The organism is Actinopolyspora mortivallis, assembly GCF_003001495.1.
In the GTDB taxonomy this organism is placed as follows: Bacteria; Actinomycetota; Actinomycetes; order Mycobacteriales; family Pseudonocardiaceae; genus Actinopolyspora; species Actinopolyspora mortivallis_A.
In genome coordinates, this window is the sequence record NZ_PVSR01000062.1 from 1 (window position 1) to 12638 (window position 12638).

At 69.8% G+C, this 12638-nt stretch carries 13 protein-coding genes; 7 read left to right on the plus strand and 6 right to left on the minus strand.

Features of this window, described 5'->3' with window-relative positions; genetic code table 11:
- Window positions 1-382: 382 nt before the first annotated feature.
- Both CEP50_RS20190 and CEP50_RS19105 read right to left on the minus strand, forming a co-directional pair.
- Window positions 383-658 (minus strand): hypothetical protein, encoded by a 276-nt coding sequence (locus CEP50_RS20190; protein ID WP_181188464.1) that lies wholly within the window; start codon window positions 656-658, stop codon window positions 383-385.
- Window positions 659-963: 305 nt separating this feature from the next.
- On the minus strand, window positions 964-1260 hold the full coding sequence (locus tag CEP50_RS19105) for a hypothetical protein (RefSeq protein ID WP_106115304.1): 297 nt from the start codon (window positions 1258-1260) through the stop codon (window positions 964-966).
- A gap of 233 nt (window positions 1261-1493) precedes the next feature.
- Here CEP50_RS19105 and CEP50_RS19110 point away from each other — a divergent pair, with 233 nt between their 5' ends.
- The 5 genes from CEP50_RS19110 (at window position 1494) to CEP50_RS19130 (ending at window position 6908) form a co-directional block, all read left to right on the plus strand.
- Window positions 1494-2333: a helix-turn-helix domain-containing protein gene (locus CEP50_RS19110; RefSeq protein ID WP_106115305.1), complete on the plus strand. Its 840-nt coding sequence runs from the start codon at window positions 1494-1496 to the stop codon at window positions 2331-2333.
- The gene (locus CEP50_RS19115; RefSeq protein ID WP_181188465.1) at window positions 2330-2518 is read left to right on the plus strand and encodes a DUF397 domain-containing protein; all 189 of its coding nucleotides are present in this window, start codon (window positions 2330-2332) and stop codon (window positions 2516-2518) included. The genes CEP50_RS19110 and CEP50_RS19115 overlap by 4 nt, the downstream gene beginning before the upstream one ends.
- A gap of 250 nt (window positions 2519-2768) precedes the next feature.
- On the plus strand, window positions 2769-4265 hold the full coding sequence (locus CEP50_RS19120) for a hypothetical protein (protein WP_146134867.1): 1497 nt from the start codon (window positions 2769-2771) through the stop codon (window positions 4263-4265).
- Between the two features lie 533 nt (window positions 4266-4798).
- Window positions 4799-6160, plus strand: coding sequence for a pentapeptide repeat-containing protein (locus CEP50_RS19125; RefSeq protein WP_106115307.1), 1362 nt, complete (start codon window positions 4799-4801; stop codon window positions 6158-6160).
- A 217-nt stretch (window positions 6161-6377) separates the two neighbouring features.
- Window positions 6378-6908 carry a DUF421 domain-containing protein gene (locus CEP50_RS19130; protein WP_106115308.1) on the plus strand — a complete coding sequence of 177 codons (531 nt, stop codon included), beginning with the start codon at window positions 6378-6380 and terminating at the stop codon, window positions 6906-6908.
- Between the two features lie 88 nt (window positions 6909-6996).
- Here CEP50_RS19130 and CEP50_RS19135 read toward each other — a convergent pair whose 3' ends face one another.
- From CEP50_RS19135 to CEP50_RS19145, 3 genes are all read right to left on the minus strand, one after another.
- Window positions 6997-7233 (minus strand): hypothetical protein, encoded by a 237-nt coding sequence (locus CEP50_RS19135; RefSeq protein WP_019852645.1) that lies wholly within the window; start codon window positions 7231-7233, stop codon window positions 6997-6999.
- Window positions 7234-7761: 528 nt separating this feature from the next.
- The gene (locus tag CEP50_RS19140; RefSeq protein WP_106115309.1) at window positions 7762-8577 is read right to left on the minus strand and encodes a protein phosphatase 2C domain-containing protein; all 816 of its coding nucleotides are present in this window, start codon (window positions 8575-8577) and stop codon (window positions 7762-7764) included.
- A gap of 372 nt (window positions 8578-8949) precedes the next feature.
- Window positions 8950-9936: a hypothetical protein gene (locus CEP50_RS19145; protein WP_146134868.1), complete on the minus strand. Its 987-nt coding sequence runs from the start codon at window positions 9934-9936 to the stop codon at window positions 8950-8952.
- Between the two features lie 313 nt (window positions 9937-10249).
- Here CEP50_RS19145 and CEP50_RS19150 point away from each other — a divergent pair, with 313 nt between their 5' ends.
- Window positions 10250-10840 carry an RNA polymerase sigma factor gene (locus CEP50_RS19150; RefSeq protein WP_106115311.1) on the plus strand — a complete coding sequence of 197 codons (591 nt, stop codon included), beginning with the start codon at window positions 10250-10252 and terminating at the stop codon, window positions 10838-10840.
- Window positions 10837-11307, plus strand: coding sequence for a carboxypeptidase regulatory-like domain-containing protein (locus tag CEP50_RS19155; RefSeq protein ID WP_106115312.1), 471 nt, complete (start codon window positions 10837-10839; stop codon window positions 11305-11307). The genes CEP50_RS19150 and CEP50_RS19155 overlap by 4 nt, the downstream gene beginning before the upstream one ends.
- Before the next feature lie 33 nt (window positions 11308-11340).
- Here CEP50_RS19155 and CEP50_RS19160 read toward each other — a convergent pair whose 3' ends face one another.
- A complete protein-coding gene (locus CEP50_RS19160) occupies window positions 11341-12507 on the minus strand; it encodes a pyridoxal phosphate-dependent aminotransferase (RefSeq protein ID WP_106115313.1) in 1167 nt (388 codons plus the stop codon).
- Window positions 12508-12638: the final 131 nt, after the last annotated feature.

A 12638-nucleotide genomic window follows, 5' to 3' on the forward strand; every position in this document is an offset into this window, starting at 1 on the left:
TGGCCGCAGGCGCTGGTGGCTTGGTGGCTGTGGGGGCTGACGTGGGTGGGGCTGGCGTGCCAGCGTGATTCTCGGTGGCCGAGGAACCAGGTGCGGTCCAGGTGTGGTTGGGGGTGTAGGCGCGGCAACTCCGTCGTGACGGCGGCATCGCCGGTGACAGCGTGGTGGTCGGCGGGAACGCGGAAGCCCGGGCCTGGATGGTCAGGTGGGGCTCCGCCCGGTTTTCGGAACCGGGCGAGTACGCGAGAAACAACGCGGGTGAGCATGGTGGTTCCCCGTGGGGAGGTCAGTGGAGAACGGATTGTTTCGACGAAAAAGCGGAATGTTCCGCGTGCGGGTCCGTGGGGGTGTGTTCCCGGACGGTGTGTGAATTCCGGTGTGGTCAGCCGGAGTCCAGGTGCAGACAGCGGTATCCGTGTTCTTCGGCGAGCGCCTGGCAGCGGTCACACGTCGGTGTCGTCTCCGGTGGTGTCCGTGTGCTGGTGAGCACCGGGAAGGGCACCACCACCGGTTTGCCGCACAGTGCCGTGATCTGCCCGCACACGCCCAGGTAGTCCTCGGGGTGCTCGCGCAGCGCGTGTCGTCGTCTGTCCGGGGGCCACTGTCGGGGAATCGCCACCAGGTACACGGTGGGAATCGGGGTGTTCGTGGTCGTCACCGCCGTGCGTCCTTTCCTCGGTCGGGGTTTCCAGCTGGGCCAGTTCGGTTAGCCAGGGTTCGTAGGTGGTTAGTGGGCTGGCCAGGGGGCGGTCGTTGGCGGCGATCAGAAAGCACAGGCATTCCGGGCAGTAGTGGTGCCACCCGCCGATCACCCGTTGTGGTGGGTGGTCGGGCAGTCTGATCCGTGCTCCGCAGAAGCAGGCCAGCAGTCCGCGCCCGGCTCGGGCGCACGCTTCGCGTCGTTGCACCCCGGTGGGGGGGATCGTCCACGCGTCGAGCCCGATGACGAAGCGGCAGCGGGGGTCATTCGGCCATGGCATGAGGGATCACCCGTCCGCGGAAGCCGCCCGTGGCGATCGTGGAGCAGCATGGGGCACACATCTCGGGGCCGGAGCGTGTCTCGGGGTCGGTGTGCTCGGTGAGGCTGGTGATCTCGGTCGGTCGTAGCCGTAGCAGGCACAGTGTCAGTGCCCACGGGCTCGTGTAGTGCTCTGGGTGGTGTTCGAGGGCGTGCAGCCGGGGGGTTTGTGCCCACCGGTGGTCCGCTTCGGTGGGGGCCAGCACCAGAAACACCGCCGCACGCGGAAACAGGGGCCGCATGTCACACCGCCCGTATGTACTTCGCATCGGGCATGTCACTGCACACTCGTAGCCCCTTCGCAGCGTTGCTAGGGCAACTGAACACTCTCATTGGGTCCACCTAATACTGTTACAGTTCATAACTTCACGACTATTGAACGTTATGATCTGTACTGTCTCATGATCAAGTGAGATGTTCCAATACCCTGTTCGGGGGAATCACGCGAGATGTCTCAGCTCATATCCTGAGAGCTATGCCGACGTCCCCGCGCGCCCAAGCGCTCTCGAAAGAACTCAAGCAAGCCAGGAAAGAGCGAGGGCTAACTGTTCGCGCACTGGCGGACATGCTGGGATGGAGCCACGCGCGTGTAAGCAGGATCGAAAACGCCAAGCAGGGGATCACAGTCGAAGACGTCAGCACACTGCTCGGTTACCTACGGGTGGCTTCTCACGACCGCGACAGGTTGATCAAGATGACTCGGGACTTGAACGAGCCTGCCTGGTGGGAAGTCCACCGAGGAGTGAACTCCCAACTCGCTTCACTTATCGATGCTGAGCAACGAGCACACCGCATTACGTACGTGACCCCTACTCTGGTGCCAGGGCTACTACAGACACGCGCCTACAGCAGAGCGATTTACGAAGCAGCAGGGTTCACCGATGAGGAAATCGATGATGCTGTGGCCGTACGGCAACATCGTCAGGGCATTATCGAGCGGTCGTCACCAACTGAGCTGGTTGCCTACGTGGATGAGTCCGTCCTGCAGCGTCCGGCAGGAAGTCGGGACACCGCCGCCGAGCAGCTTCGGTATCTCACCAAGGTCAACGAACGCGCCAACATCTCTATCAGGGTTCTGCCGCTGACCGTTGGTGTGCATGTAGGGCTCGACGGTATGTTTTCTGTCATCGCCATGCCGAATGGCAGTTCCACAGTACACATCGAGGCGCCCAACGCAGGTGTGCTGCTGTCTGACCCTGACGATGTGCGACCCTACGAGCGCATGATTACCAGGCTCGGAGAGTCAGCGTTGTCTGCTGCTGACTCCATGAGGCTATTAAGCGAATACGTTCAACATCACGAGGGCCTAACATGATCGAGTTCACCACGTGGCGGAAGTCCAGCCGCAGCAGTGCCTCTGGCAACTGCGTCGAGGTCGGATTCACTGCTGATCTGACAGGCGTCCGAGACACCAAGAACCGCCAGGCTGGTTACTTCACCGCCACTCGTCAGCAGTGGACGGCGTTTCTCGACGCCGTGAAAACCGGTCGTTTCGAGTGACGGGAACCCTCGACGAACCGGACACCCGGGGTGCTTCCGGGGTCCTGGGGCAGCTTGTCTCCGGGAGCGGCAGCCTGCACCTGGCCTGACAACACGGCGGCACGGTGCCCGCTCGGAACCCCGACCTTCCCGCGCTGGAACCGGGTTCTCCGGTGCTTCCGGCCGCCGTGCCGCTTTCCGCATACGAAGGACGAGGCTTCGATCCGGCTGACCGGCCCACGGCACGCGCCGGTGTTGCGATCATGCTCGTGTGGGTAGCGGAGCTTTCGGTCGCGTCGGGCGACGGCTGGGGGCAGTACGGCGGGTGCGGCCCTCGACGTGGACGCTGCTCGGCGGGGGCGTGCTGCTCGTCCTCGGCCTGGCCGCGTGGGTGCCGGTGGAGTGGGCGGCACTGGCCGTCCGGCTGGGCGGGACGCTGGCGTCGTGGGGAGTGTTCAGCCTTCCGGCGTTGGTCACCGCGTGCGGTGCCGGAGTGGTTCTCGCGAGCGCGCTGCCGCGAGGTCGCGCGCGCGGGCGGCGGAAAGACCGGACCGAAGCACGGGCGCAGGCACGGCCCCTGCGGTGGTGGATCGTGGTGCTGGTCGCGCTGGGAATCCTGGCGGCGACCGGACTGGCGCTGCTGTGGCTGATGGGACTGGCCGGGCAGGCGCGCCCCCAGGACGTGCCCAAGGCGCGGATCGAGGCGGTGCGCACCGCGATGACGCTCGGGGCCGGTTTGGTCGGCATGTCCGTGCTGGTGCTGACCGGCCGCAAACAGTGGTTGGCCGAACGCACCCAGCGCCACACCGAGACCGACGCCGCCGAACAGCGCGTCACCGAGCTCTACACCGCCGCCGCGCAGCAGCTGGCGTCCGAGAACGCGCCGGTGCGGATGGCCGGGCTGTACGCGTTGTCGCGGTTGGGGCAGAACAACCCGGGGCATCGGCAGACGATCGTGAACCTGTTCTGCGCGTACCTGCGGATGCCCTACACCCCGCCCGATGTGGAGGAAGGCAGCTCCCAGCAGGACCGCAGGGTTCCTCGGCGGGGCTTACGTCGCCCCGACCGTGGGCGGCGGGAGTCCTCGCCGTTGGCCACGCTGCTGACGCTGGCCCCGACGCTGACTGCCACCAACAGCCAACTCGCCGATGACGACTACCGGCGCCAGGAGTTGCAGGTGCGGCTGACCGCCCAGGGTCTCCTGAACCGCCATCTGCGCCCGGAACTCGATGAGAGTGGACGGGCCACCAATAAGGAGTTCTGGGCGGACATGGACCTCGACCTGGAGGGGGCCACGCTCTACCGCTGGGACATGCGCGACTGCCGAGTACGTCATGTCAATTTCACCCGCGCCGAGTTCCACAGCTCGGCCAGGTTCGACGGGGCCGGGTTCCACAGCTCGGCCTGGTTCGCCGGGGCTGGGTTCCACGACTCGGCCTGGTTCGCCGGGGCTGGGTTCCACGGCCCGGCCTGGTTCGACGGGGCCGGGTTCCACGGCCCGGCCTGGTTCGCCGGGGCCGGGTTCCACGGCCTGGCCTGGTTCGACGGGGCCGGGTTCCACGAACGGACCCACTTCGGCAGAGCGTGGCTGCGCCTCGATCACGAAGCCTCTATCGTCTCCAGCCCTCCTCCCGGATGGGTCATCCGCGAGCGTGATCCCGGGGACGGCAGGGAGGGCCGCTGGGGCGAGCTGGTGCCCGCCGAGGACGCAGCTCAGGAAGCGACCGCACCCGATGCGGAGCCCACCGACCCCGACGTCGACACCTGAACCGATTCCGAACCACGGGGGAACCACCGGGAAGTTCCGGGGTCCGGTCCTCGGTTGCCCTCGATCGTTGGTCAGGTGTTCGGGCGAGCGAGTGTCGATGCGCTGGCCGTGGCCCCGTTGGGCAACGACCTCGGCGCGGGGTGTGCCGTCGACGAGCTCGATCGCCCGTCGTGCTGAGTCGGAAGTCCGGAGGTGGTGGTTGCGGCGTTCGGGTGCGTCGAATAGCATGACCCTGGGTGACTGATCGACTACATACAGTTACATATCCCCTTGGGGATCCGACCCCTCACGGAGAGGGGAACCGGGTCGACTGTTTCGATGTCGCTCACGAGGGCTCACCCTGTGGCCGGGACCGACTCGGAATCTCGGCCCCTTCGGGAACGATCCTGTCGGACGGTCCGGTGACGTGACCGCTGATGCCGCCGACGGGAGTCGGGGGGTGAGCATGTTGAGGAAGGGCAGGCGAGACCTGTGGGGTAGTCCGGACTGAGCGGCTCCGTCGTTCGTCCTGGGGGGTCATCGCCGCTGTTCTGATGCTCGTCCCCGGCGTGCTGGTGTGGATGCCGGTGGACTGGTCGATGCTGGTCTCGTGGGCGGCGAAGGCCCGGACCGTCTCCGGGGCGTCGCACTTACCCGTTCTGCTCACCATCGCCGGCGCGGGTCTGTCGCTCGCGTTGCTCGTGGCGCGTGCGCTCGTGCGGAACCGTCGAAGCGATCCCGACTCGTCTCACACCTCTATCCGGCCCATGCCGGAGTGGGCCGTCTGGGTGGGGCCCACCGTGTTGCTGACGGTGGGGATCACCACGGCGTGTCTGCTGCTGTCGTTTTTCGGGGGCGGTGGCGATCACGACAGGATCCGGTTGGAAGCCATCAAGCTGGCGAGCAGTATCGCCGTAGGAGTCGGTGGTGCCGCACTGCTGGTGCTGGCGGCCCGTAGGCAACGTGCCAACGAACTGAGTGTGTTGCAGCAGGAACAGGCGCAGCGCCTCCAGGAACGCAAGGCCGCCCAGTCCAAACACGATGTCGACGAGCGACGCGCCACCGAGCTCTACACCTCCGCCGCCCAACAACTCGCCTCCGGGCAGGCACCGGTGCGCATGGCCGGTCTCTACGCGTTGTCGCGACTCGGGCAGAACAATCCCGATCACCGTCAGGCGGTCGTGAACCTGTTCTGCGCCTACCTGCGGATGCCCTACACACCACCGGAGACCGAGCGATCCGATTGCGAGCGGGAGGAGTACGCCCACCGGTTCGATCCCCGTAGCCCCGGCCGCGCTCTCCGGGACTCCCCGGCGCTGGCCACACTGCTCAAACTCACCGCCACCCAGACCTCGGAGAGCGGCCAGCTCACCGACACCGAGCATCAGCGGCAGGAACGGCAGGTTCGCCTGACCGCCCAACGTCTGCTGACACGACACCTGAGGCCTTGCCCGGACGAACACGGTCGACCGACCAACGAGGAGTTCTGGGACGGCATGGACCTCGACCTGGTCGAAGCGGTCCTCGACCACTGGGACTTCCGGGGCTGTCGTGTACACAGCGCCGATTTCACCCTTGCCCGCTTTTACGGGATCGCCTCGTTCAGCGGAGCGCGGTTCCACGACGTCGCCTGGTTCGCCGGGGCGCGGTTCCACGGGCCCGTCTTTTTCAACGAGACGCGGTTCCACGGTGCCCCTCCCGAGTTCGACAGGTCGTGGGCGCGGCTGGATCGAGGCTCCTTCAGGGCATCGACGTGGCCGGCGGGCTGGACGGTGGAGGAGGCCGAGCCCGGTCTCGACTGGGGAAGGCACTGGCTTCAATTCGTGCGGCACAAGGAGGCGGGCTCGGAGTCGGATCCGGGAACAACGTCCACGGAGTGCGACACCGATCCCGAGCGGCCTCTCGCGCTCGAATGACTCCCGAACCGAGACGGTGCACCCGTAGGAGGGGCTCGGTTCGCCCCCGCGACGCCTTGCACCGTCGGTTCCGGACGTCGCCTCGCGTGTCGCCTTGCCGTCCGCGGAAGAAGGGAGTTCCCTCGACCCTGGTTCGGTGGAGGTCTCGTGAGCCGGTGCCGGGGTCCGCAGGGCCCGCCGACGGCGCGGCGCGGTCGTGGAGGGAGTGAGGAACCGGATGCTGTCCGGAGTGTTCGGAGCGTCCTGGACGGTGCTCCTGGTGGTGGTCGTCGGCACCGTCGGCATGTACCTGGTGCTGATCCTGTTCTCCCGGCTGGCGGGGCTGCGCTCGTTCGCGCAGATGACCAACTTCGACTTGGCGGCCACGGTGGCGTTCGGTTCGATCATCGCCACCACGGCGGTGAGCAGGTCCACCCCGCTGGTTCAGGGAGCGGTCGCGCTGGGAACGCTGTTCCTGGTGCAGTGGCTGGTCGCCCGTGCGCGGGGACGCCGGAGGTGGGAGGGGCTGGTGGACAACTGGCCGCTGCTGCTGATGGACGGGCCCGAGATCCTGGAGAGCAACCTCCGCAAGGCGCAGATGACCCGCAACGACCTGCTGTCCAAGCTGCGGCTGGCCGGGGTCACCGACTTCGACCAGGTGGGCGCGGCGGTGCTCGAAGCCAGCGGAGACGTGTCGGTGCTGCTGCGCGGCGCGGACGGGCGGGAGGTCTCGCCCGAGCTGCTGGCCAGCGTGCGTCGCGGCCCCTGAGTCCGGACAGGACGGTGGCGGTGCGGGGCCGAGCTGCGGCCCGGGGCACGCGACACCGCGTGTCCGGAGAGGTCGCTTCCGGTCGCGCTCAGGAGGCCTCGGTCGGGTGGGGCGTCTGGCAGTTGGCGTACTTGTACACCCACATGCAGCGACCACGCTGGTGGTCGCGCTCGTACCAGACCACTTCCTCGTCCTCCGCGCCCGCGCTGCGGGGAGCGGGCACCGGCAGCGGGGAAAGCGGCTGTCCCTCGGTGCTGACGGGGAGGGTGATCTCCCGGCCGTCCTCGGGGCCGCCGAACAGTTCGATCCGCGCGTGCAGGTTCATGGTCCGCCTCCGCTCGTGAAAAACCTCCGGGTTTCTTACTGAGACCGACGATTCAAGGACCGACACGGTTCCGGTTACTCACTCGATCGGATGAATGTCTCCGGGAGGGTGGGGGTTGTCCGGTCCTCCACGCCCTCCTGCCGTGCCGTCGCCGAGCGTCCCATTCGGTTGTGCGGGGGGTGTGGCTCGGAGCATCGCACGGGTCGCCGCGACACACCCGGCGAAACCGGGGGTGGCGCGACCGGCTCAGCCGGACAGGTGACAGGCGGACCAATAAGGTGCGCCCCCGCTCTCAACCGGCCTGGGGGTCACCGGGAGTGCGGGGGCGCCAAGTCCACCCCTGGGGGTCAGGTGGACGTGTTCAAGTGTACTAGGTGGGACCGCGAATGTCTCTAGGGGAAGAGATCTTTTTTGATCGGTGTCGTTCGTCACAACAGATCGCCGCACGAACGCGCGACGTGTCCGACCCGCCGCCGCACGTTACCCCGGTGAGCGGCACGGAAGCCCGGGACCGGAGCACGGGCACGGTCAGTCGAAACGGACCACCACCAGCGCCTGGTCGTCGTGCCTCTTCGGACGCGGCCACCGCGTTCCGTCCGGATCGGACTCCTCCGCCGCCCGGATCCGCTCCAGCACCGCCTGCGGGGACTCGCTCGTGGCGTGCTCGAACAGCGAACGCCAACTCGGGTAGCTGCCGTAACGGTCCACCCCGCAGGAGACCCCGTCACTGGCCAGCAGCACCGCCTCCAGCCGGTCGCGGGGCCAGCTGCGCCGCACCGCGCGGTGGGCGGCGGCGGGCTCCGCCTCGGCCACCCAGAAACCGCCCTCGACGTTGCGCCACCTCCCCGTGGCGTCCACGGCCTCCCGCAGGCGCCGGAAGTGGTGCTCGTCGAAACCGCCACCGGTGCGCAGCCGCCGCCGGTACCCGTCGTCGGAACCGGTGCCCAGCTCGGCGAGCCTGTCGTCGCTGACCACCTCGGTGCCGGAGCGGGTCAGGGCCACCACGGGGCTGTCGGCCAGCACCAGTGCCTCCACTGTGGAGTGGTCCCAGCGGACGAGGGACACGGTGCTGGAGGGGGAGTCACCGGGACGCAAGCCGTGCCTCTCGGCCACCTCGGCGATGGACGCGGACAGCAGCTCGGGCAGTTCCGCCTCGTTAGCGCGCAACCTGGGACGCAGCGCCTCGGAAAGCCGCGCCGCGTACCAGCCGCCCGAGTACTCGGTCGGCCGCAGCGAGGTCGCCCCGTCCAGCACGGCGGCGGCGTTCGGCAGCAGCAGCACCACGTCCTCGCTCGTCGCTTCCCGCCCCGCACCGGCCTGACCGGCGGACTCCACGGTGGTCATGGCCCCGATTGTCCGGCAGGAAACTCCCGGGCCGCCACAACGGCCCTGAGGGCGAGGGAAGACGAGGGGAGAGGAAAACGCCTCGCGCCGTCGGGGACGGCGTGGGCGGTCTCGGGGCCACCCCACCGGCACGGCCCCTCGACGTGCCGGTGGGGTGGCCGCGACCCCGGTGCCGCAGGGGCAGTACGGCACCGGGGCGGGACCCGTGCCGGTACGGCTGCTCGCACAGCGTTCGGAAAACGGGTCCCGGCCGGTCCGACCGGGCGCAGACAGTCGGACCGGAAACTCACGGGAAGAAGGGCTGATCACGACGTGGGAGACGATCCCGCGCACGGGACACGTCGACCTCCCGTGCGCGTGCGGTGAAGCAGGTCAGTCCGGGCTGGTGACCGGGACCACCGTCTTGATCCCGGTGCCGAGGAGGTCGCCGTCCGGTTCGCTGCGGATCTCGGACGGTGGAGGCAGCGACAGCGGGTCGGTGTTCACCGCGTCGTGGTCCCGCACCCCGAAGCCCGCGTTGCTCTGGGCGGACTGCGCGCCGCAGGGGCCGGGAGCCGGTGGTGCCGCGGGAAGCGGGCGGTTCCGCTCCCCGAACGGGTCCGGACCGCGCGGGGTGGCGGGAGGCGTCGTGGAGTCGGTATCCGTCACCGTCCCGCCCGCGTGCGGGGCCGTGGGCAGCGGGGACGGTGCTGGTGCGGTGTCCGCGCCGGTGCCCGACGACCGCTCGGTGTCGGTGGGCGCGGACCCGGTGGTGTCGGTGCCCGCGCTCTCCGCCGAGCCCCCGGCGGTGTCCACAGTGTTCGGGGCGGGTTCCGGTCGGGAGTCCGCGCGGTGCTCGTCCCCGCCGTGCCGGGGGGCGGGCCTCGTCCGAGGGGGAGGCGTGACGGCCCCGGTCTCCGGGGAGGGTTCGGCCGAGTCCAACACGGCGGTGGTCCCCAGCGGCCGGATCTCGGGAGGATCCACCAGCGCGCTCTCCACGACGGAGTTCTCGGCGGAACTCTCGGCCCGCTGGGGTTCCCCGGCGGGCTTGCCGGTGGGGGAAGAGCGCTGCTCGTCCGGGGAGACGGAGACCTCGACGTGGACCGGCTCGACCGTGACCTCCACGGGGGAGACGTCCACGACCGAGTGGGACCGTTCCGGTTCCTCCGGGGCGCCGGCGGCGTTGGCCCGCTGTTCGCCCGCCCACTGGGCGAGCAGCCAGCACGCGGCCAGCGTCACGAGGAACAGGACGAGGCGGGCCGTGGTGCCGAGTGCGGACGCGTGGCCACGACTTTCCGGAAGTCGCGCCATGACATCACCGCCCGCCTTCGGTGCCAGCGTTGCGACCATCATCCTGCCGTGCAGCGGCCGAGTTGGCACCAACCACGACTTTTTGTCACCCGGTTAGGCGTTGGCATATACCCTATTCACCGGCGGGTTTTCCCGCCAGGGGGTGACACCGGCGTGTTCCGCCGTGTCGGCGGCCCCACACCGGTCGTGGTCACCGGAACACTGAGTAGGACTACGCGAACCCATGCCCCGTTCAGGGGTTTCGACGCAGGCGGTGAATCCGTCCGCCACTCCCACGGCTCCCACGGGTCGAACCCGGATCGCCGGGACGCGTGCGCGGCACGCTCGCCGGACACCGGTCCGGAGACGAGACCAAGCCGCAGAGCAGGAAAGGGTGGCGACAGTGACGGAACCGGGACACTCCTGTGGGACCGCCGTGTTGGTGCGCCGTGTCGCCGGCGGTGACGAACGCGCCTGGCGCGACCTGGTGGACCGCAACGGCGGGATCGTCTGGGGAGCGGCACGGGCGTACTCGGCCACGCGCGCGGACGCCGAGGACGTCTGGCAGGCCACCTGGTTGTCGCTCGCGGAGAACCTGCACCGGCTCCGGGACGCCGAGGCGCTGCCCGGCTGGCTGGTGACCACCGCCCGCCGCGAGTCGTTGCGCCTGGCCCGCGCCCGCCGGAGGGAGTCCCCGGCGGGGTTGGACGGTGTGCTGACCGAGACCGCCGACGACGGGGGAGACCCGGAGAGCGCCGCGCTGCGCTCGGTGCTCGCAGCCCGACTGGCCCGGGCCTTCTCCCAGCTGTCCGGGCGGTGCCAACAGCTGCTGCGGGTGATGGCCGTGGCCCCGGAGGCGAGCTACGAACAGATCAGCCGGGCGCTGGGCGTCCCCCGTGGTTCCGTCGGCCCGAAGAAGCAGCGCTGCCTGCGGACGCTGCGGCAGCGGATGCTCGCCCTGGGCGGGGTGGAGGAACCGGAGGTGGCGCTGTGACGGGCGCGGGCACCGAACTGGGGCTGTTGGGGCGGTTGTTCCGCGCGGCGGACCCCACCCCGGCGCGGGCGGTCAGCCGGGCCTACCGGCTGGGCCGCGACCTCGCCGGTGGCGCTGCCGCGAGACGTTTCGTGCTGCTCAGCGACTCCGCCGACGTCTCCGGCGCGGGTTCCGAGGGCGGGGAGGGGGAACGCGGACTCGTGTTCGCCGTCGCCGGTCGGGTGCTCGATCTGGCGCTGGTCCCGGAGGAGCCGGGACTGCTGCGCGCCTCGGGGATGCTGCTCAGCAGGTCCGGACAACCCGTCCCCGGTGGGGAGGTGGTCTTCCGCCACCCGGCGGGCACCCGCCGGGGCGAGCTCGACGCGGGCGGGGGTTTCCGGGTCCGCGCCGTCCCGGCCGGGCCGGTCAGCGTGCTGCTGCGCCCGCGTACCGGCGCGTGGGCGGTCACGGACTGGTTCGTCTGCTGAGCCCGGCCGCCGCCCCGCGCGAGCGGAGCGTGCTCACCCGAGCCGGAGCAGCCGTTCGACGGCCTCGTCCAGCACCTCGTCACGCTTGCAGAAGGCGAAACGCACCAGGTGCCGGACCCGGCTCGGGTCGTCGCAGAGCACCTGCGGCGGGATCGCGGCCACCCCGACGCGCTCCGGCAGGGCGCGGCAGAACTCGGAACCGTCGGAGTAGCCCAGGGGGCGGACGTCGGCGCAGACGAAGTAGGTTCCGTGCGAGGGCAGCACCCCGAAACCGGCGCTGCTCAGCCCGGCCGACAGGCGGTCCCGCTTGCGGTGCAGGTCCGCGCGGTGCTGCGCCAGCCAGTCCCGCTCGGCGCGCAGCGCGTGGGCCACGGCGGGCTGGAAGGGAGCCCCGCCCACGAAGGTCATGAACTGCTTGGCGGCCCGCACCGCCGCGACCAGCTCGGCGGGACCGCACACCCAGCCGATCTTCCAGCCGGTCACGCTGAAGCTCTTGCCCGCGCCGGAGACGGACAGGGTGCGCTCGGCCATCCCCGGCAGCGTGGCCAGCGGCCGGTGCGCCGGACCGTCGAAGACCAGGTGCTCGTAGACCTCGTCGGTGACGGCGATCAGGTCGTGGTCCCGGCACACCTCGGCCACGGCGGCCAGCTCCGCCTCGGTGAACACGGTGCCGGTGGGGTTGTGCGGCGAGTTCAGCACCACCGCCCTGGTCCGTGGGCCCACCGCCGCCCGCAGGGCCTCGGTGTCCAGCGCGAAGCCGGTGCTGCTCGGCCGCAGCGGCACCGAGCGGTGCACGCCGCCCGCCATGGCCACCGCCACGGGGTAGGCGTCGTAGTAGGGCTCGATCAGCAGCACTTCCTCGCCCGGTTCGAGCAGGGCCGCCATCGCCGCGCTCATCGCCTCGGTGGCCCCCACGGTCACCAGCACCTCGGTGTCCGGGTCGTGGGCCAGACCGTAGTCCGCCTCGCGCTGGGCGCTGATCGCGGCACGCAGCTCGGGCTCGCCCGGCCCGGGCGGGTACTGGTTCACACCCTCCCCGATGGCCCGCTGCGCGCTGCTCAGCATCCCGGAGGGGCCGTCCGTGTCGGGGAAACCCTGCCCCAGGTTCACCGCGTCGGTGCGGCGGGCCAGCTCGGTGATCTCGGCGAAGATCGTCGAGGTGAACGGACGGAGTCGGCTGGTCAGGGCTGGAGTACGCACGCGGCGCAGCCTATGCCGCCCGCGCGGGGTTGCCTAGTCCGGTGTCCGCCGGGCGGGACGGGGCGGCAGGAGCGGACCGGGGGTTTCCCCGTCGGGTGAGGCGGATCACTCCGCCCGGCGGACACCGGACT